The sequence below is a fragment of the Rhizobium sp. N621 genome (genome assembly GCF_001664325.1).
Classification (GTDB): domain Bacteria; phylum Pseudomonadota; class Alphaproteobacteria; order Rhizobiales; family Rhizobiaceae; genus Rhizobium; species Rhizobium esperanzae.
In genome coordinates, this window is record NZ_CP013495.1 from 1,750,300 (window position 1) to 1,767,181 (window position 16,882).

Below are 16,882 nucleotides of genomic sequence, written 5' to 3' on the forward strand. Positions count from 1 at the left end.
CAATGGGCAAGGCAAAAGCCGAACGCCGGCTGAAGGACAACGAGGCGCAAGCAGTCGCCCGCACGCTCCGCGTCAGCCCCCAGAAGCTCAACCTGGTTGCTGCGGCCATCCGCGGCAAGAAGGTCGAGCGTGCACTCGCTGAGCTGGAGTTCTCCCGCAAGCGCATCGCGGGCGCCGTCAGGAAGACGCTCGAATCCGCGATCGCCAACGCCGAGAATAACCACGACCTCGACGTCGACGCGCTCGTCGTCGCCGAAGCCTACGTCGGCAAGTCGATCGTCATGAAGCGTTTCCACGCTCGTGGCCGCGGTCGCGCGTCGCGCATCGAAAAGCCCTTCGCGCACCTGACGATCGTCGTTCGTGAAGTGCAGGCAGCAGAGGAGGCCGCATAATGGGTCAGAAAATCAATCCGATCGGTTTCCGTCTCGGCATCAACCGTACCTGGGATAGCCGCTGGTTTGCGGACAATGCCGAGTATGGCCAGCTGCTGCACGAAGACCTGAAGATGCGCAAGTTCGTCATGAGCGAACTGAAGCAGGCAGGCATCTCCAAGGTGGTCATCGAGCGTCCGCACAAGAAGTGCCGCGTCACGATCCATTCGGCCCGTCCGGGCCTGATCATCGGCCGTAAGGGCGCCGACATCGACAAGCTCCGCAAGAAGCTGTCTGATATGACCAACTCGGAAACGCACCTCAACATCGTCGAAGTGCGCAAGCCCGAAGTCGACGCGACGCTGGTCGCTCAGTCGATCGCCCAGCAGCTCGAGCGCCGCGTGGCTTTCCGCCGCGCCATGAAGCGCGCCGTTCAGTCGGCAATGCGTCTTGGTGCCGAAGGCATCAAGATCACCTGCGCCGGCCGTCTCGGCGGTGCTGAAATCGCCCGTACTGAATGGTACCGCGAAGGTCGCGTGCCGCTGCACACGCTGCGCGCCGACATCGATTACGGCACGGCAGAAGCCGAAACCGCATTCGGTATCTGCGGCATCAAGGTCTGGATCTTCAAGGGCGAAATCCTTGAGCACGATCCGATGGCTTCCGAACGTCGCGCGCTGGAAGGCGACGCACAGGGTCCGGCAAGCCGCGAACGCGACCGTGGCGATCGTCGCCGCGAACGCGACAACGCGTAATTAGCGCTGGCGAAAGATAAGCTCGGAGAAGTAAGAAAATGTTGCAGCCAAAGCGTACTAAGTACCGCAAGCAGTTCAAGGGCCGCATCAAGGGCGTCGCCAAGGGCGGTTCTGACCTGGCATTCGGCGAATTCGGCCTGAAGGCTCAGGAGCCCAACCGCGTCAACGCACGCGAGATCGAAGCGGCCCGCCGCGCGATCACGCGTTACATGAAGCGCGCCGGCCGTGTATGGATCCGCGTGTTCCCGGACGTTCCGGTAACCGCAAAGCCGACCGAAGTCCGTATGGGTAAGGGTAAGGGCTCCGTTGAGTACTGGGCATGCAAGGTCAAGCCCGGTCGTATGATGTTCGAGATCGACGGCGTCAGCGAAGAGATCGCCCGTGAGGCGCTTCGTCTCGGCTCTGCCAAGCTCTCGGTCAAGACGCGCTTCGTACAGCGCATTGCAGAGTAAGGATTGAGCTCATGAAAGCCTCAGATGTTCGCGCGTTGACCGCCGACCAACTCAAGGACGAGCTTGCCAAGCTGAAGAAGGAGCAGTTCAATCTGCGCTTCCAGAAGGCGACCGGCCAGCTCGAAAAGTCCTCGCGCATCAACGAAGTCCGCAAGGACATCGCCCGCGTCAAAACCATTGCCCGCCAGAAGGCGGCAGAAGTTAAGGCCTAAAGGAAGAAAAATATGCCGAAGCGCATCCTGCAGGGCGTCGTCGTTGGCGACAAGAACGAGAAGACGGTAGTGGTTCGCGTCGAGCGTCGTTTCGCTCACCCGCTGCTCCAGAAGACCGTTCGTCGTTCCAAGAAGTACAAGGCCCACGACGAAAACAACCAGTACAAGATCGGCGATACCGTATCCATCGAGGAATGCGCGCCGATCTCCAAGGACAAGCGCTGGACGGTGATTGCCGCCCAGGGCAAGTAACAGAATTTTGTGCGAGGCCTTGCGTCTCGCCGAAATATCTGTATGAAGCAGCGTCAGAACGCTCGAATGCCGGGCGTTCTTTTGCTTTGAGCGCACGGAAGGTCCCGTTCGGGAAACCACCCTGGCACGATCGACCCCGCGCTATTCAGCAATGCCGTGTTTTTGCCTGCCGTTACGGCAGGCTGGCCGGCGAACATTTTCATAAGCCGGGGTAGGGGGCTTAGGCCCAACCATTCCGGTAAACCAAGAAGGCGACCTGATATGATTCAGATGCAAACAAACCTCGACGTCGCGGATAATTCCGGCGCACGTCGTGTCATGTGCATCAAGGTGCTGGGCGGCTCGAAGCGCAAGTATGCCTCGATCGGTGACGTCATCGTCGTTTCGATCAAGGAGGCGATCCCGCGCGGCCGCGTGAAGAAGGGTGACGTGATGAAGGCGGTTGTCGTTCGCACCGCCAAGGACATCCGTCGTCCGGATGGCTCGGTCATCCGCTTCGACACCAACGCAGCAGTCCTCATCGACAACAAGAAAGAGCCGATCGGCACCCGTATCTTCGGACCGGTTCCGCGCGAACTTCGCGCCAAGAACCACATGAAGATCATCTCGCTGGCTCCCGAAGTACTGTAAGGAGCGGAAGCGATGCAGAAGATTCGTAAAGGCGACAAGGTCGTCATGCTCGCTGGCAAGGACAAGGGCCGTACCGGCGAAGTCGTTCAGGTCATGCCGAAGGAAGATCGTGCGGTCGTCCGTGGCGTCAACGTCGTGAAGCGCCACCAGCGTCAGACGCAGACCCAGGAAGCCGGCATCATCAACAAGGAAGCCCCGGTCCACCTGTCCAACATTGCAATCGTCGACAAGGACGGCAAGCCGACCCGCGTCGGTTTCAAGGTCGTTGACGGCAAGAAGGTCCGCGTGGCCAAGCGTTCTGGAGAAGTGATCGATGGCTGAGGCAAAATACGAGCCGCGGCTCAAGAAGGAATATGTCGAGCGCATCCGCAAGGCGATGCAGGAGAAGTTCTCCTACGCCAACGAGATGATGATCCCGAAGCTCGACAAGATCGTGATCAACATGGGTGTCGGTGAAGCGACCGCTGACTCGAAGAAGCCGACGGTTGCTGCCGCCGACCTCGCAGCGATCGCCGGTCAGAAGCCGGTCATCACCCGCGCACGCAACTCTATCGCAGGCTTCAAGGTCCGCGAAAACATGCCGATCGGCGCAAAGGTCACCCTGCGCGGCGCCCGCATGTACGAGTTCCTGGATCGCCTGGTCAACATCGCGCTCCCGCGCGTTCGCGACTTCCGCGGCCTGAACCCGAAGAGCTTTGACGGCCGTGGCAACTTCGCCATGGGCATCAAGGAGCACATTGTGTTCCCTGAAATCAACTACGACAAGGTTGATCAGATGTGGGGCATGGACATCATCGTTTGCACGACGGCGACGACCGACGACGAAGCACGGACTCTCCTGAAGGAGTTCAGCTTCCCGTTCCGTCAATAACCGTAACGACGAGCGTAGAAAAGGAACCTGACATGGCGAAGACAAGCGCAGTTGAAAAGAACAAGCGCCGCCGTAATACGGTCGCCAACCAGGCCGCAAAGCGGGCTGCGTTGAAGGCGATCATCATGAACCAGGCTCTTCCGATCGAAGAGCGGTTCAAGGCCTCGATCAAGCTGGCATCCCTGCCGCGCGATGGATCGAAGACCCGCATTCGCAACCGTTGCGAAGTATCGGGCCGTCCGCGCGCATACTACCGCAAACTGCGCATGTCGCGTATCGCGCTGCGTGAACTCGGCAATCTCGGCAAGGTGCCGGGCATCGTCAAGTCGAGCTGGTAAGGAGCAGGTTAGATGACAATGACTGATCCGTTGGGCGATATGCTCACCCGTATCCGCAACGGCGCTTCCCGCCGCAAGTCGTCGGTTTCGACGCCTGCGTCCAAGCTCCGTGCGCGTGTTCTCGATGTCCTGCAGTCCGAAGGCTACATCCGTGGCTATTCCGTTGTCGATTTCGGCAATGGCAAGTCGGAGCTCAACATCGAGCTGAAGTATTATGAAGGCGCATCGGTGATCCGTGAGATCGGCCGTGTGTCCAAGCCGGGCCGCCGGGTTTATGTCTCGGTCAAGTCCATTCCGCAGGTCGCGAACGGCCTCGGCATCACCATCCTTTCGACTCCGAAGGGCGTGATGGCCGATCACCAGGCTCGCGAACAGAACGTTGGTGGCGAGGTTCTTTGCTCGGTCTTCTAAGATCGGGCAGGGATCTCCATAGCGAACAGACAGGATTGAAACATGTCTCGTATCGGTAAGAAGCCCGTTCAGGTGCCTGCTGGGATCACGGCTACGGTCGAAGGCCAGAAGGTTACCGCAAAGGGCCCGAAGGGCGAGCTGTTCTTCGTCGCTAATGACGAAATCAGCCTCAAGCTCGAAAACAACGCGGTCGTCGTGACGCCGCTGAACCAGTCCAAGGATGCGCGTTCGAAGTGGGGCATGTCCCGCACGATGATCGAAGGCATCTTCAAGGGCGTCAAGGACGGTTACGAGCGCAAGCTCGAAATCAACGGCGTCGGTTACCGCGCCGCCATGCAGGGTAAGAACCTGCAGCTGGCCCTCGGTTTCAGCCACGACGTGGTCTATGAACCGCCGGTCGGCATCTCGATCGCTGTTCCGAAGCCGACTGAAATCATCGTCAGCGGCATCAACAAGCAGCAGGTCGGTCAGGTTGCCGCCGAAATCCGCGAATATCGCGGTCCCGAGCCGTACAAGGGCAAGGGCGTCAAGTATGCCGACGAGCGGATCGTCCGCAAAGAAGGCAAGAAGAAGTAAGGATCACGCGAAATGGCTAGCAGGAAAGAAGCACTTGCACGTCGTGCCAACCGCGTGCGCCGTCATATCAAGTCGGTGGCCAATGGCCGTCCGCGCCTGTCGGTTCATCGCTCCTCGAAGAACATCTATGCTCAGATCATCGATGACGTGGCCGGCAAGACGCTTGCGTCCGCCTCCACCCTCGACAAGGATCTGCGCGGTTCTCTGAAGACCGGTGCCGATACCGCCGCCGCCGCCGCCGTAGGCAAGCTCGTCGCCGAGCGCGCCTCCAAGGCCGGTGTTACGGACGTCGTATTCGACCGTGGCGCCTTCATCTATCACGGCCGCATCAAGGCTCTCGCCGAAGCGGCCCGCGAAGGCGGTCTGACCTTCTGATCAGTTCCGGCCGGGCGCTGTCGCTCCGGCCGGATTTTCGCCGGACCGCAGGCACTCCCCGGCAAGAAGGGGAGGCTGATGCGGTCCACATTCATTTGCCGATTGCACCCGGAAAAGAAAAAGGAAGAGGACAATGGCACAGGAAAGAAGGCCGCAGCGGGAAGACCGCCAGAGCCGTGAAGAGCGCGATAGCGAATTCGTCGACAAGCTGGTCGCGATCAACCGCGTCGCCAAGGTCGTCAAGGGCGGCCGTCGTTTTGGTTTCGCAGCACTCGTCGTCGTCGGCGACCAGAAGGGCCGCGTCGGCTTCGGCCATGGCAAAGCACGCGAAGTGCCGGAAGCCATCCGCAAGGCAACCGAAGCCGCCAAGCGCGAGCTGATCTTCGTACCGCTGCGTGACGGCCGTACGCTGCATCACGACGTCCACGGCCGCCACGGCGCCGGCAAGGTTCTGCTGCGCTCCGCCAAAGTCGGTACCGGCATCATCGCCGGCGGTCCGATGCGCGCCGTTTTCGAAACGCTCGGCATGCACGACGTCGTCGCCAAGTCGACCGGTTCGTCGAACCCCTACAACATGGTTCGCGCCACCTTCGACGCTCTGAAGCACCAGGTTCACCCGAAGGACATCGCAGCTCAGCGCGGCATCAAATATGCAACGCTGCAGGCTCGTCGTAGCGCCTCCGGCAACGCCTCTGAAGAATAAGAGGAGCTGACCAATGGCCAAGGCTACCAAGAAGGCTGAAGCGAAGACTGTCACGATCGAACAGATCGGCAGCCCGATTCGCCGTCCGGACGTCCAGCAGCGCACGCTGATCGGTCTCGGACTGAACAAGATGCACCGTCGCCGCACGCTGGAGGATACTCCTTCCGTTCGCGGCATGATCCGTGCTGTCCAGCATCTCGTTCGCATCGTCGACGAGAAGTGAGACGGAGGAAACGCTCATGAAACTCAATGAAATCAAGGACAACGAAGGCTCGACCCACAGCCGCAAGCGCCTCGGCCGCGGTATCGGTTCGGGCTCGGGCAAGACGGCTGGTCGCGGTGTCAAGGGTCAGAAGTCCCGTTCCGGCGTCGCCATCAACGGCTTCGAAGGCGGCCAGATGCCGATCTATCGTCGCCTGCCGAAGCGCGGCTTCAACAACATTTTCGCTTCCGATTTTGTTGTCGTGTCGCTCGGCCGCATTCAGGCTGCGATCGACGCCGGCAAGCTCGATGCAAAGGCGACTGTTGACGCAGCTGCCCTGAAGGCTGCCGGTGTTATCCGCCGCGCCAAGGATGGCGTTCGCGTTCTCGCCGACGGCGAGCTCAAGGCCAAGATCACCATCGTCGTCGCAGGCGCTTCCAAGCCCGCCGTTGAGAAGATCGAAAAGGCCGGCGGCACAGTGACGCTGCTTTCGGCTCCGGCTGCAGCAGAATAATATCTGATGATATATCGCCCGGAGTGCTTCACACCGGGCGATTTTGCTCCCATATGTGGGCCTCACAAAAACTTGGCTGGCGCGCCCGCGTCATGCCGGTAAGACTGGAAAACAAGGGTGAGGCATGGGGTTGCGCTGCAATCCGTCCAAAGCCCGGTTTTGAATTATTTTCATACTGATTCCGGGGCCGGTATTTCCCCAGGGACGCCGGAATTGGTAGGGCGGAGAATCGCATGGCTTCTGCAGCGGAACAATTGGCATCCAACCTCAATTTTTCGACCTTTGCCAAAGCCGAGGATTTGAAGAAGCGCCTGTGGTTCACACTGGCTGCTCTCCTCGTCTACAGGCTCGGCACCCATATCCCGCTTCCGGGTCTCAATCCCGAAGCCTATGCCCAGGCGTTCCGCGGCCAGGCAGGCGGTATTCTCGGCCTTTTCAACATGTTCTCGGGCGGCGCCGTTCAGCGCATGGCGATCTTTGCGCTCGGCATCATGCCCTATATCTCCGCTTCGATCATCGTGCAGCTGATGACTTCGGTTGTCCCGACGCTTGAAAACCTGAAGAAGGAAGGCGAGCAGGGGCGCAAGATCATCAACCAGTACACCCGCTATGGCACCGTCATTCTGGGTGCGCTCCAGGCTTACGGCATTGCCGCCGGCCTTGAGAGCGGCCAGGGCCTTGTCGTCGATCCGGGCTGGTTCTTCCGTATTTCCACCGTTCTGACGCTGCTCGGCGGCACGATGTTCCTGATGTGGCTCGGCGAGCAGATCACCTCGCGCGGTATCGGCAACGGCATTTCGCTGATCATCTTCGCCGGTATCGCAGCCGGCCTTCCGAGCGCTCTTGCCGGCACGCTTGAACTCGGCCGCACCGGCGCGCTGTCGACCGGCCTCATCCTGCTCGTCATCATAGTCGCGATCGCCGTCATCGGTGTCATCGTCTTCGTGGAGCGCGCTCAGCGCCGGTTGCTGATCCAGTATCCGAAGCGCCAGGTCGGCAACCGCATGTTCCAAGGCGATACCTCGCACCTGCCGCTGAAGCTGAACACCTCGGGCGTCATCCCGGCGATCTTCGCCTCTTCGCTGCTGCTTCTGCCGGCGACAGTCGCAGGCTTTGCCAACACCACTGCGATGCCTGCCTGGGCGACCTCGATCGTTGCCGCCCTCGGTCATGGCCGGCCGCTCTACATGGTGCTCTATGCGGCGCTGATCGCCTTCTTCGCCTTCTTCTATACGGCCATCGTTTTCAATCCGAAGGACACGGCCGACAATCTGAAGAAGCATGGCGGCTTTATTCCCGGCATCCGTCCCGGTGAGCGCACCGCCGAATATATTGACTACGTGCTGACCCGCATCACGCTGATCGGCGCCATCTATCTTGTCTTCGTCTGCATCCTCCCTGAGATTCTGGTGTCGCAAACCGGCATTCCATTATCCCTTGGTGGGACTTCGCTTTTGATCGTGGTTAGCGTAACTCTTGATACGGTTGCACAGATCCAGGGTCACCTGATCGCGCAGCAATACGAAGGCCTGATCAAGAAATCGAAGTTGCGAGGAGGAAAGAGGGGGCGATGAGACTTATCCTTTTGGGGCCGCCGGGCGCGGGCAAGGGAACCCAGGCCCAGCGGATCGTGGAAAAGCACGGCATTCCGCAGCTTTCCACGGGAGATATGCTGCGGGCGGCGGTCAACGCCGGCACGGAGGTCGGCAAACGCGCCAAGGCGGTGATGGACGCCGGCAAGCTGGTCTCGGATGAGATCGTCATCGCCATCGTCTCGGAGCGAATCGATCAGCCCGATTGCGCCAACGGTTTCATTCTCGATGGCTTCCCCAGGACCCTTGTTCAGGCGGACGCTACGGAAGCGATGCTCAGAGCAAAGGGTCTCGATCTCTCCGTCGTCATCGAATTCCGCGTCGACGACGCTGAGCTCGTCCGGCGCGTTGCCGGTCGCTACTCCTGTGCGCAGTGCGGTAGCGTCTATCACGACACGGACAAGGTCCCGGCCAATGAAGGCGTGTGCGACAAGTGCGGCTCTACCCACTTCAAGCGCCGTCCCGACGACAATCCAGAGACCATGACGGCCCGGCTGCAGGTCTACTACAAGGAGACCTCGCCGCTGATCGGTTACTACCATGCCAAGGGCAAGCTCAGGTCCGTCGACGGCATGGCTGAAATCGATCAGGTGACTGGCGAGGTCGAAGCCATTCTTTCCAAGCTGTAAGGCTTGAAAATAAACTTGGCGGAAACGGTTGCTTTTCAGCAGTGATTCCGCTAAACACCGCGCCAACTCGCGACATTCCCTGCGATCGGCGCGGATTTCCCTGGGAAGTCCGGGTGCGGTCGTTTTGACATGTTACGGACATTAAATCTGAACGGGCGGTCCTGAGGGCCGCATAACGAAGCCCACTTGCCGGATGGCAACTGGAATGCAAGGAGAACAGGCGTGGCACGTATCGCTGGCGTCAACATCCCGACTGCAAAGCGCGTAGTCATCGCGCTGACCTACATTCACGGGATCGGTCCGAAATTCGCACAGGAAATCGTCGAGAAGGTCGGTATTCCGGCTGAACGTCGTGTGCATCAGCTGACGGACGCTGAAGTCCTTCAGATCCGCGAAGCCATCGACCGTGACTATCAGGTCGAGGGTGATCTTCGTCGCGAAACCGCGATGAACATCAAGCGTCTGATGGACCTCGGCTGCTACCGCGGCCTGCGTCATCGTCGCGGCCTTCCGGTCCGCGGTCAGCGCACGCACACCAATGCCCGCACCCGTAAGGGTCCGGCAAAGGCAATCGCTGGCAAGAAGAAGTAATTTCCGGGAAACCGGGGTGGGGAGGCTGGCGGTCCGCGCCGGCCTCTTTTGAGTTTGGAGCGGGACCATATAGGCGCCGTTCCGGTGTAGCCGCTGGTGTTACGGCGGTGAAGAGATCAACGAAAGGAATAGCATGGCTAAGGAAGCCGTCCGCGTTCGCCGTCGCGAGCGCAAGAATATCTCGTCGGGTGTCGCTCACGTCAACTCGACCTTCAACAACACGATGATCACCATCACTGATGCGCAGGGCAATGCGATCGCCTGGTCGTCGGCTGGCGCCAAGGGCTTCAAGGGCTCGCGCAAGTCGACCCCCTTTGCTGCCCAGATCGCTGCCGAAGACTGCGCCAAGAAGGCCCAGGAGCACGGCATGAAGTCGCTGGAAGTCGAAGTCTGCGGTCCGGGTTCGGGCCGTGAATCGGCTCTGCGCGCGCTCCAGGCTGCAGGTTTCATGATCACGTCCATCCGCGACGTGACCCCGATCCCGCACAATGGCTGCCGTCCGCGCAAGAAGCGCCGCGTCTGATCATCGCTCTCGTCACCGGTGAGCGCCTTGGTGCTCCCGGTGGTTTTCAAGCTCGGTTGTCACGATTGGATGGTGGCAACGAACGGAAGGCAAACTCATGATTCAGAAGAACTGGCAGGAACTGATCAAGCCGAACAAGGTGGAGTTCTCCTCGAGCTCGCGCACCAGGGCGACGCTTGTCGCCGAACCGCTGGAGCGCGGCTTCGGCCTCACCCTCGGCAACGCGCTGCGCCGCGTTCTGCTCTCCTCGCTGCGCGGTGCTGCCGTCACGGCGGTGCAGATCGACGGCGTGCTGCACGAATTCTCCTCGATTCCCGGCGTCCGCGAAGACGTCACGGATATCGTGCTCAACATCAAGGAAATCGCCATCAAGATGGATGGCGACGACGCGAAGCGCATGGTCGTCCGTAAGCAGGGCCCGGGCGTTGTCACGGCTGGCGACATTCAGACGGTCGGCGATATCGAAATCCTCAACCCCGAGCATGTGATCTGCACGCTCGACGAGGGCGCCGAAATCCGCATGGAATTCACCGTCAACAACGGCAAGGGCTATGTTCCGGCCGAACGCAATCGTGCAGAAGATGCTCCGATCGGCCTTATCCCGGTCGACAGCCTCTATTCGCCGGTCAAGAAGGTGTCCTACAAGGTTGAAAATACCCGCGAAGGACAGGTTCTCGACTACGACAAGCTGAACATGACCATCGAAACCGATGGCTCGATCACCGGCGAAGACGCCGTCGCTTTCGCGGCGCGCATCCTCCAGGATCAGCTTGGCGTCTTCGTCAACTTCGACGAGCCGCAGAAGGAAACCGAAGAAGAAGCAGTCACCGAACTCGCTTTCAACCCGGCTCTCCTCAAGAAGGTGGACGAACTCGAACTGTCGGTCCGTTCGGCAAACTGCCTGAAGAACGACAACATCGTCTACATTGGCGACCTCATTCAGAAGACCGAAGCAGAAATGCTCCGCACGCCGAATTTTGGTCGCAAGTCGCTGAACGAAATCAAGGAAGTTCTCGCTTCCATGGGCCTGCACCTCGGCATGGAAGTGCCGGCATGGCCGCCCGAGAACATCGAAGATCTCGCCAAGCGTTACGAAGACCAGTACTGAGCGGCGTGAGGAAAAGTGTAAAGCGGTTTTCCGCCCGCACGCCGATCGCAAGAACATAACAAAAGGCAGGCTCTTTCGGCTGCCTTTCCCCGTCAAACAGCAGGCCGATCGCCTGCATGTGCCAGGAAACGGCAGGCCCACCTAACGTAAGGGCACTGCATTAAAGGAGAATAGCAATGCGCCATGGTAAAGCCGGCCGCAAGCTGAATAGAACCGCAAGCCACCGCAAGGCGATGTTCGCCAACATGGCGGCTTCGCTGATTACCCACGAGCAGATCGTCACGACCCTGCCGAAGGCCAAGGAAATCCGTCCGATCGTCGAAAAGCTGGTCACGCTCGGCAAGCGCGGCGACCTGCACGCTCGCCGTCAGGCGATCTCGCAGATCCGCGATGCCGCCGTCGTCTCGAAGCTGTTCGACACGATCGCAACGCGTTACGCCACCCGCAACGGCGGCTACCTGCGCATCATGAAGGCCGGCTTCCGCCAGGGCGACAACGCCGCCATGGCCGTGATCGAGTTCGTCGACCGCGACACCTACGCCAAGGGCGCAGCCGACAAGGCCCGCGTCGCTGCCGAAGAGCAGGCCGTCGCCGCCTAAGTCTTCCGCTTCGGCGGATAGAAAACAGCCGGGCCTGCAAAGCCCGGCTGTTTTCGTTTGTGCATCGGTCGAAAACGGAAGCGGCGCAGCTTCTTTAGCGACGGAGCCATTCTTATGTCCGCCCAGAGCTCCAAACTGTGGAGATTAAGAGGGAAGAAGATTCTATGCGCGAAGCGCATTCTCGAGCGCAGTTCCTCCGTCTCGCGGCTGTGCTTGTGGTGATTGCGGCCGGCCTGGCGCTCAGGCGCTTCGGCTACGCGGTCGATCTGCCTTTCGTCGTCGTCAAATATGGCGGGTCGGCGCTGTGGGGAGCGATGGTCTATCTGCTGGTGGCGCTCGTTCTCGGAAAGTCACCGCGGGCAGTCATTGCGGTCATGGCGCTGTTCATGGCAATCGCAGTCGAATTGTTCCGGCTTTATCATACACCCTGGTTGGACGCGTTTCGGCTGACGACTGCAGGCGCCCTGTTGCTTGGCCGGATATTTTCCCTCTGGAACATACTGGCCTATGCGATCGGCATCGCTGCGGCCTGTGCCTTTGATCCCGCGCGCCGTTGACGGCTGGCTTCAGGAAACCGACGCCACCGCACGATTGCGTTGCCGCCCCTGGCTTTTCTTCCGACTGCGCGCGATCGGCCGCCAGGAGCGGTAAAGGATGAGCGCGATGATCAACCCCACATAAATAAACTGCTCGAGATCGAGGACCTTGGTCGAAAGCGCAAAATGCAGAGCCCCGGAGGCGGCAAGGATGTAGACGAGGCGGTGCAGCCAGATCCAGCGATTGCCGAGGCGACGGATCGAGAAATTATTGGATGTCACCGCCAGGGGAATAAGCATCGCAAGGCCGGCCATGCCGAACATGATGAACGGGCGCTTCAGCACGTCATTGATGACGGCCTGAATATCCATCGCCTGGTCGAGCACCATGTAAACGGTGAAATGCATCAGCGCGTAGTAGAAGGTCAAAAGGCCGAGAGCGCGGCGGTAGCGCAAATAATTCCAGCCGAACAACTCGCGGGCAGGGGACACTGCAAGTGTCGCGATCAGGAAGCGGATCGTCCAGATGCCGAGGAAGAGCTCGAAGGTCTTGACCGGATCGGCGCCGAGCTGGTCGGTCGCGCCGAGATAAAAGGTCCAGGCGGCAGGCACGAGCCCGACGGTATAAAGCAGCCAGACGGAGGCAGGCTGCCAGCGCTTCGGGATGGCAAGCGACAGTTCGGCCATCAGAAATTCGCCTTCAGGTCCATGCCGGCATAAAGGCTCGCCACCTCGTCGGCATAGCCGTTGAAGGGCAGGGTGGGGTGGCGACTTGCGCCGAAGAAACCGCTTTCGCCGATGCGTCGTTCGCTCGCCTGGCTCCAGCGTGGATGGTCGACGGCAGGATTGACGTTGGCGTAGAAACCGTATTCCTGCGGATTTGTCACCTGCCAGGTGTTTTTCGGCTGCTGGTCGGTGAGCGTGATCCTGACGATCGACTTGATGCCCTTGAAGCCGTATTTCCACGGCACGACCAGGCGGATCGGCGCACCATTCTGGTTCGGCAGCGTTTCACCATAAAGTCCGACGGCAAGCAGCGTCAGCGGGTGGCGCGCCTCGTCCAGCCGCAGCCCCTCGACATAGGGCCAGTCGAGCGACTGGAAGAAGCCCTTCTGCCCCGGCATCTCCTCCGGCCGCACGACGGTTTCGAAGGCGACATATTTGGCGCTGCCGAGCGGCTCCACCTTGTCGAGTAGCGCCGCCAGCGGAAACCCGTTCCATGGAATGACCATCGACCAGGCCTCGACGCAGCGCATCCGATAGGTGCGCTCCTCGATTGGGAATTCCTTCATCAGCGCCTCGACGTCGAAGGTGCCTGGCTTGTTGACCATGCCGTCGACCTTGACCGTCCAGGGCAGCGGCTTGAAATCGCCGGAGAGAGCGGCAGGGTCGCCCTTGTCGAGACCGAACTCATAGAAATTATTGTAGGTCGTGACATCCTTGATCGGCGTCGTCTTCTCATCGACCTTGTACTTGCTCTCGACGGCGGAAAAGGCGGCCGCGCTCGCCTTGCCGGCGCCATAGAGCGCCATGGCGCCAAGCGCTGCGGCGCCCAGGAATTCACGGCGGCGCAGATAGACCTGACGCGGCGTGATCTCCGACGACGCGATCTTCGGGGGGCGGTAGCTTGGCATGTCGAAAACCTCCAGGGCGGATACTCCGAATATAGTCCTTAAACGAACTGCCCGCATGTTCGGATCAATCTCTATGCCTTGAATATTGCCGACGGGAAGCCAATTTTTTGTGTTCGGCTGTGATGGAATAGGTCGTAACCAAAGGTCCCGCCGAACCGTATATATTCGAATGGCGTTCGACGCGCTTCTCCCGGCAGCGTACCGGATTTGGCCTTGCCGGTAGTGACAGCTCCCATCGATTGGATTAGGACAATTCCAAAAAGCGGCGTTCGCCCGGCCCGCAGGCTTCATTGCCGCCCCGGCTTCGCCTGATGTTTCCGACATGTCGAGGAAGACACCAATGCCAGCTTACCGTTCCAGAACCACGACCCACGGCCGCAACATGGCGGGCGCGCGCGGCCTTTGGCGCGCCACGGGCATGAAGGATTCGGATTTCGGCAAGCCGATCATCGCGGTGGTGAATTCCTTCACCCAATTCGTTCCCGGCCATGTGCATCTGAAGGATCTCGGCCAGCTGGTCGCTCGCGAAATCGAGGCGGCCGGCGGCGTTGCTAAGGAGTTCAACACGATCGCCGTCGACGACGGCATCGCCATGGGCCATGACGGCATGCTCTATTCGCTGCCGTCGCGCGAGCTGATCGCCGACAGTGTCGAATACATGGTCAATGCCCATTGCGCCGACGCCATGGTCTGCATTTCCAACTGCGACAAGATCACCCCCGGCATGCTGATGGCATCGCTGCGCCTCAACATCCCGACAGTCTTCGTTTCCGGCGGTCCGATGGAAGCGGGCAAGGTCGTGCTGCATGGCAAGCAACACGCGCTCGACCTCGTCGATGCCATGGTCGCGGCTGCCGATGACAAGATCTCCGATGACGACGTCAAGGTCATCGAGCGTTCAGCCTGTCCGACCTGCGGTTCGTGCTCCGGGATGTTCACTGCAAACTCGATGAATTGCCTGACGGAGGCGCTCGGCCTGTCGCTGCCCGGTAACGGCTCGACGCTTGCCACCCATGCCGATCGCAAGCGCCTCTTCGTCGAGGCCGGCCACCTGATCGTCGATCTCGCCCGCCGCTATTACGAGCAGGACGACGTCAAGGCGCTGCCGCGCACCATCGCCTCCAAGCGGGCCTTCGAGAATGCCATGGCGCTCGACATCGCCATGGGCGGTTCGACCAACACGGTCCTGCACATCCTGGCCGCCGCTCACGAAGGCGAGGTCGATTTCACCATGGCCGACATCGACGCACTGTCGCGCCGGGTGCCGTGCCTGTCGAAGGTCGCGCCCGCCAAGAGCGATGTGCATATGGAAGATGTCCACCGCGCCGGCGGCATCATGTCGATCCTCGGCGAGCTCGATAAGGGTGGCCTCCTGAACCGCGATTGCCCGACCGTTCATGCCGAGACGCTCGGCGATGCGATCGATCGTTGGGACATTACCCGCACCACCAGCGACAGCGTCCGCAACTTCTATCGCGCCGCTCCCGGCGGCATCCCGACCCAGGTCGCCTTCAGCCAGGAGGCTCGCTGGGACGAACTCGACACCGATCGCCAGCACGGCGTCATCCGCTCGGTCGAACATCCCTTCTCCAAGGATGGCGGTCTTGCCGTGCTGAAGGGTAATCTCGCGGTCGACGGCTGCATCGTCAAGACGGCCGGCGTCGATGAATCGATCCTGAAATTCTCCGGCCCGGCCCGCGTCTTCGAAAGTCAGGATGCGTCGGTCAAGGCGATCCTCGCCAACGAGATCAAGGCCGGCGACGTCGTCGTCATCCGCTACGAAGGCCCAAAGGGCGGTCCCGGCATGCAGGAAATGCTCTATCCGACGAGCTACCTGAAGTCGAAGGGCCTCGGCAAGGCCTGCGCGCTCATCACCGACGGCCGCTTCTCCGGCGGCACCTCCGGCCTTTCGATCGGCCACGTCTCGCCGGAAGCGGCGAATGGCGGGACGATCGGCCTGGTGCGCGAAGGCGACATGATCGATATCGATATCCCGAACCGCACAATCAGCCTCCGCGTCGGCGAGGCCGAACTCGCCGCCCGCCGCGCCGAGCAGGACGGCAAGGGCTGGCAGCCGACCGAGGTTCGCAAACGCAATGTGACCACAGCGCTGAAGGCCTATGCGGCTTTCGCAACCAGCGCCGACCGCGGCGCCGTGCGGGATCTCAACGCCCGAGTAGTCTCGAACCTACGACCCGCTGATTAAGAGTCAGCGGCTTTGCCAACCGGCCGCTGTCAAAGCGGCCGGTTGATGTTTTTGTAGGTCTCGCCGAGCTGCTTCATCCGCTCGTCATAGGCAGCCTTGATACAGGCCGCGTCGGCCTCGCATTCCTGTCGCTTCTTCAGCCAGGCGGTCTGCTCGTCCTGCAATGTTCCGCGCGAGCCCATGGCCAGCAGCCCGGAGAGCAGCTCGAAGGTCGTTACCATCTTGACGTCGGCATCGTTGAGGGCGCGGTTGTCGCAGATCGCCTTTTCGTCCGGCTTCAATTCCTTCGCATCACAATCGAAGCTCGCCGACCATGCCGGATCCGATGGGAAACTCAGGATCGCCAAACCAAGCGCGGCCGACATTCGCCATGTCATCATCATCTTCCTTTACTGCCGATCAAATCAGCTTGCGCACTGCCAGAGCCAGAAAGATGATGCAGGAGAGCCAGACGACAAGGATGAAGATCAATCCTGCCCGGCCGGCCGGGCGTTCGATCCGCCTCGCAGCTTCGACGCGAAGCGCAGCCATCACCTCCGCTGGGACAAGACGCGTCGCCAGCAGGATGCCGAGCGGAACGATGACGAGATCGTCGAGATAGCCGAGCACGGGAATGAAATCGGGGATCAGATCGATCGGCGAAAGCGCATAGGCTGCGACAGCACCGGCGACCGCTTTCGCATACCAGGGCACGCGAGGATCGCGAGCGGCAAGCCACAGCGCTACGATGTCACGCTTCAGTGACTTTGCCCAGATTTTGGCTTTTGATATCAGTTCCATGGCTGATCTTCCTGAATCAAAT

General features: G+C 60.6%; 27 protein-coding genes. 23 read left to right on the forward strand and 4 right to left on the reverse strand.

Annotated features, from left to right (window positions below; genetic code table 11):
• The first annotated feature begins 2 nt into the window (after positions 1–2).
• From rplV to AMK00_RS08585, 22 genes are all read left to right on the forward strand, one after another.
• Complete coding sequence (gene rplV / locus AMK00_RS08480) at positions 3–392, forward strand: 50S ribosomal protein L22 (protein WP_064801907.1); 390 nt, start codon at positions 3–5, stop codon at positions 390–392.
• Positions 392–1,126 (forward strand): 30S ribosomal protein S3, encoded by a 735-nt coding sequence (gene rpsC, locus AMK00_RS08485; RefSeq protein WP_003573793.1) that lies wholly within the window; start codon positions 392–394, stop codon positions 1,124–1,126. The genes rplV and rpsC overlap by 1 nt, the downstream gene beginning before the upstream one ends.
• Before the next feature lie 38 nt (positions 1,127–1,164).
• Complete coding sequence (rplP, locus tag AMK00_RS08490; RefSeq protein WP_003573792.1) at positions 1,165–1,578, forward strand: 50S ribosomal protein L16; 414 nt, start codon at positions 1,165–1,167, stop codon at positions 1,576–1,578.
• Positions 1,579–1,589: 11 nt separating this feature from the next.
• On the forward strand, positions 1,590–1,790 hold the full coding sequence (gene rpmC / locus AMK00_RS08495) for a 50S ribosomal protein L29 (RefSeq protein ID WP_004674925.1): 201 nt from the start codon (positions 1,590–1,592) through the stop codon (positions 1,788–1,790).
• 12 nt (positions 1,791–1,802) lie between these two features.
• Positions 1,803–2,042, forward strand: coding sequence for a 30S ribosomal protein S17 (gene rpsQ / locus AMK00_RS08500; RefSeq protein ID WP_004674926.1), 240 nt, complete (start codon positions 1,803–1,805; stop codon positions 2,040–2,042).
• A 261-nt stretch (positions 2,043–2,303) separates the two neighbouring features.
• The gene (gene rplN / locus AMK00_RS08505) at positions 2,304–2,672 is read left to right on the forward strand and encodes a 50S ribosomal protein L14 (RefSeq protein WP_003573790.1); all 369 of its coding nucleotides are present in this window, start codon (positions 2,304–2,306) and stop codon (positions 2,670–2,672) included.
• Between the two features lie 12 nt (positions 2,673–2,684).
• Positions 2,685–2,993, forward strand: a complete 309-nt coding sequence (gene rplX, locus AMK00_RS08510) for a 50S ribosomal protein L24 (protein WP_004674929.1) — start codon at positions 2,685–2,687, stop codon at positions 2,991–2,993.
• Positions 2,986–3,543 (forward strand): 50S ribosomal protein L5, encoded by a 558-nt coding sequence (gene rplE / locus AMK00_RS08515; protein WP_011424985.1) that lies wholly within the window; start codon positions 2,986–2,988, stop codon positions 3,541–3,543. Before rplX ends, rplE begins: the two co-directional genes overlap by 8 nt.
• A gap of 32 nt (positions 3,544–3,575) precedes the next feature.
• On the forward strand, positions 3,576–3,881 hold the full coding sequence (rpsN, locus tag AMK00_RS08520) for a 30S ribosomal protein S14 (protein ID WP_018115514.1): 306 nt from the start codon (positions 3,576–3,578) through the stop codon (positions 3,879–3,881).
• 12 nt (positions 3,882–3,893) lie between these two features.
• On the forward strand, positions 3,894–4,292 hold the full coding sequence (gene rpsH / locus AMK00_RS08525; protein WP_004674934.1) for a 30S ribosomal protein S8: 399 nt from the start codon (positions 3,894–3,896) through the stop codon (positions 4,290–4,292).
• 42 nt (positions 4,293–4,334) lie between these two features.
• Positions 4,335–4,868: a 50S ribosomal protein L6 gene (rplF, locus tag AMK00_RS08530; protein WP_064801909.1), complete on the forward strand. Its 534-nt coding sequence runs from the start codon at positions 4,335–4,337 to the stop codon at positions 4,866–4,868.
• A gap of 12 nt (positions 4,869–4,880) precedes the next feature.
• Entirely contained in the window at positions 4,881–5,243 is a 363-nt protein-coding gene (rplR, locus tag AMK00_RS08535) for a 50S ribosomal protein L18 (RefSeq protein WP_011424987.1), read from the forward strand.
• Between the two features lie 133 nt (positions 5,244–5,376).
• Positions 5,377–5,946 (forward strand): 30S ribosomal protein S5, encoded by a 570-nt coding sequence (rpsE, locus tag AMK00_RS08540; protein ID WP_003573784.1) that lies wholly within the window; start codon positions 5,377–5,379, stop codon positions 5,944–5,946.
• A 13-nt stretch (positions 5,947–5,959) separates the two neighbouring features.
• Positions 5,960–6,169 (forward strand): 50S ribosomal protein L30, encoded by a 210-nt coding sequence (gene rpmD, locus AMK00_RS08545; protein WP_011424988.1) that lies wholly within the window; start codon positions 5,960–5,962, stop codon positions 6,167–6,169.
• Positions 6,170–6,185: 16 nt separating this feature from the next.
• Positions 6,186–6,662, forward strand: coding sequence for a 50S ribosomal protein L15 (gene rplO / locus AMK00_RS08550; protein ID WP_064801911.1), 477 nt, complete (start codon positions 6,186–6,188; stop codon positions 6,660–6,662).
• A 233-nt stretch (positions 6,663–6,895) separates the two neighbouring features.
• Positions 6,896–8,236 carry a preprotein translocase subunit SecY gene (gene secY, locus AMK00_RS08555; protein WP_064801913.1) on the forward strand — a complete coding sequence of 447 codons (1,341 nt, stop codon included), beginning with the start codon at positions 6,896–6,898 and terminating at the stop codon, positions 8,234–8,236.
• Complete coding sequence (locus AMK00_RS08560; RefSeq protein WP_064801915.1) at positions 8,233–8,883, forward strand: adenylate kinase; 651 nt, start codon at positions 8,233–8,235, stop codon at positions 8,881–8,883. Before secY ends, AMK00_RS08560 begins: the two co-directional genes overlap by 4 nt.
• Positions 8,884–9,105: 222 nt before the next feature.
• Positions 9,106–9,474, forward strand: coding sequence for a 30S ribosomal protein S13 (gene rpsM, locus AMK00_RS08565; RefSeq protein WP_008521297.1), 369 nt, complete (start codon positions 9,106–9,108; stop codon positions 9,472–9,474).
• Between the two features lie 133 nt (positions 9,475–9,607).
• On the forward strand, positions 9,608–9,997 hold the full coding sequence (gene rpsK, locus AMK00_RS08570) for a 30S ribosomal protein S11 (protein ID WP_003547577.1): 390 nt from the start codon (positions 9,608–9,610) through the stop codon (positions 9,995–9,997).
• 97 nt (positions 9,998–10,094) lie between these two features.
• Entirely contained in the window at positions 10,095–11,105 is a 1,011-nt protein-coding gene (locus AMK00_RS08575) for a DNA-directed RNA polymerase subunit alpha (protein ID WP_003547579.1), read from the forward strand.
• A gap of 176 nt (positions 11,106–11,281) precedes the next feature.
• Entirely contained in the window at positions 11,282–11,704 is a 423-nt protein-coding gene (gene rplQ, locus AMK00_RS08580) for a 50S ribosomal protein L17 (protein ID WP_011424993.1), read from the forward strand.
• Positions 11,705–11,868: 164 nt separating this feature from the next.
• Entirely contained in the window at positions 11,869–12,261 is a 393-nt protein-coding gene (locus AMK00_RS08585) for a ribosomal maturation YjgA family protein (protein ID WP_064801917.1), read from the forward strand.
• A 9-nt stretch (positions 12,262–12,270) separates the two neighbouring features.
• Here the strand turns inward: AMK00_RS08585 and msrQ are convergent, their stop codons facing one another.
• Both msrQ and msrP read right to left on the reverse strand, forming a co-directional pair.
• On the reverse strand, positions 12,271–12,927 hold the full coding sequence (gene msrQ / locus AMK00_RS08590) for a protein-methionine-sulfoxide reductase heme-binding subunit MsrQ (RefSeq protein WP_064810131.1): 657 nt from the start codon (positions 12,925–12,927) through the stop codon (positions 12,271–12,273).
• Positions 12,927–13,874 carry a protein-methionine-sulfoxide reductase catalytic subunit MsrP gene (gene msrP, locus AMK00_RS08595; protein ID WP_064801920.1) on the reverse strand — a complete coding sequence of 316 codons (948 nt, stop codon included), beginning with the start codon at positions 13,872–13,874 and terminating at the stop codon, positions 12,927–12,929. Before msrP ends, msrQ begins: the two co-directional genes overlap by 1 nt.
• Before the next feature lie 340 nt (positions 13,875–14,214).
• Between msrP and ilvD the strand changes: the two genes are divergently transcribed.
• Positions 14,215–16,080, forward strand: coding sequence for a dihydroxy-acid dehydratase (ilvD, locus tag AMK00_RS08600; RefSeq protein ID WP_064810132.1), 1,866 nt, complete (start codon positions 14,215–14,217; stop codon positions 16,078–16,080).
• Between the two features lie 29 nt (positions 16,081–16,109).
• Here ilvD and AMK00_RS08605 read toward each other — a convergent pair whose 3' ends face one another.
• On the reverse strand, positions 16,110–16,460 hold the full coding sequence (locus tag AMK00_RS08605; RefSeq protein ID WP_123876233.1) for a lysozyme inhibitor LprI family protein: 351 nt from the start codon (positions 16,458–16,460) through the stop codon (positions 16,110–16,112).
• Positions 16,461–16,479: 19 nt separating this feature from the next.
• A complete protein-coding gene (locus AMK00_RS08610; RefSeq protein WP_064801923.1) occupies positions 16,480–16,860 on the reverse strand; it encodes a YkvA family protein in 381 nt (126 codons plus the stop codon).
• Positions 16,861–16,882: the final 22 nt, after the last annotated feature.

Coding starts and splice junctions, on each gene's coding strand:
- rplV (WP_064801907.1), top strand. CDS start 3: ATGGGCAAGGCAAAAGCCGAACGCCGGCTGAAGGACAACGAGGCGCAA.
- rpsC (WP_003573793.1), top strand. CDS start 392: ATGGGTCAGAAAATCAATCCGATCGGTTTCCGTCTCGGCATCAACCGT.
- rplP (WP_003573792.1), top strand. CDS start 1,165: ATGTTGCAGCCAAAGCGTACTAAGTACCGCAAGCAGTTCAAGGGCCGC.
- rpmC (WP_004674925.1), top strand. CDS start 1,590: ATGAAAGCCTCAGATGTTCGCGCGTTGACCGCCGACCAACTCAAGGAC.
- rpsQ (WP_004674926.1), top strand. CDS start 1,803: ATGCCGAAGCGCATCCTGCAGGGCGTCGTCGTTGGCGACAAGAACGAG.
- rplN (WP_003573790.1), top strand. CDS start 2,304: ATGATTCAGATGCAAACAAACCTCGACGTCGCGGATAATTCCGGCGCA.
- rplX (WP_004674929.1), top strand. CDS start 2,685: ATGCAGAAGATTCGTAAAGGCGACAAGGTCGTCATGCTCGCTGGCAAG.
- rplE (WP_011424985.1), top strand. CDS start 2,986: ATGGCTGAGGCAAAATACGAGCCGCGGCTCAAGAAGGAATATGTCGAG.
- rpsN (WP_018115514.1), top strand. CDS start 3,576: ATGGCGAAGACAAGCGCAGTTGAAAAGAACAAGCGCCGCCGTAATACG.
- rpsH (WP_004674934.1), top strand. CDS start 3,894: ATGACAATGACTGATCCGTTGGGCGATATGCTCACCCGTATCCGCAAC.
- rplF (WP_064801909.1), top strand. CDS start 4,335: ATGTCTCGTATCGGTAAGAAGCCCGTTCAGGTGCCTGCTGGGATCACG.
- rplR (WP_011424987.1), top strand. CDS start 4,881: ATGGCTAGCAGGAAAGAAGCACTTGCACGTCGTGCCAACCGCGTGCGC.
- rpsE (WP_003573784.1), top strand. CDS start 5,377: ATGGCACAGGAAAGAAGGCCGCAGCGGGAAGACCGCCAGAGCCGTGAA.
- rpmD (WP_011424988.1), top strand. CDS start 5,960: ATGGCCAAGGCTACCAAGAAGGCTGAAGCGAAGACTGTCACGATCGAA.
- rplO (WP_064801911.1), top strand. CDS start 6,186: ATGAAACTCAATGAAATCAAGGACAACGAAGGCTCGACCCACAGCCGC.
- secY (WP_064801913.1), top strand. CDS start 6,896: ATGGCTTCTGCAGCGGAACAATTGGCATCCAACCTCAATTTTTCGACC.
- AMK00_RS08560 (WP_064801915.1), top strand. CDS start 8,233: ATGAGACTTATCCTTTTGGGGCCGCCGGGCGCGGGCAAGGGAACCCAG.
- rpsK (WP_003547577.1), top strand. CDS start 9,608: ATGGCTAAGGAAGCCGTCCGCGTTCGCCGTCGCGAGCGCAAGAATATC.
- AMK00_RS08575 (WP_003547579.1), top strand. CDS start 10,095: ATGATTCAGAAGAACTGGCAGGAACTGATCAAGCCGAACAAGGTGGAG.
- rplQ (WP_011424993.1), top strand. CDS start 11,282: ATGCGCCATGGTAAAGCCGGCCGCAAGCTGAATAGAACCGCAAGCCAC.
- AMK00_RS08585 (WP_064801917.1), top strand. CDS start 11,869: ATGCGCGAAGCGCATTCTCGAGCGCAGTTCCTCCGTCTCGCGGCTGTG.
- msrQ (WP_064810131.1), bottom strand. CDS start 12,927: ATGGCCGAACTGTCGCTTGCCATCCCGAAGCGCTGGCAGCCTGCCTCC.
- msrP (WP_064801920.1), bottom strand. CDS start 13,874: ATGCCAAGCTACCGCCCCCCGAAGATCGCGTCGTCGGAGATCACGCCG.
- ilvD (WP_064810132.1), top strand. CDS start 14,215: ATGCCAGCTTACCGTTCCAGAACCACGACCCACGGCCGCAACATGGCG.
- AMK00_RS08605 (WP_123876233.1), bottom strand. CDS start 16,460: ATGATGACATGGCGAATGTCGGCCGCGCTTGGTTTGGCGATCCTGAGT.
- AMK00_RS08610 (WP_064801923.1), bottom strand. CDS start 16,860: ATGGAACTGATATCAAAAGCCAAAATCTGGGCAAAGTCACTGAAGCGT.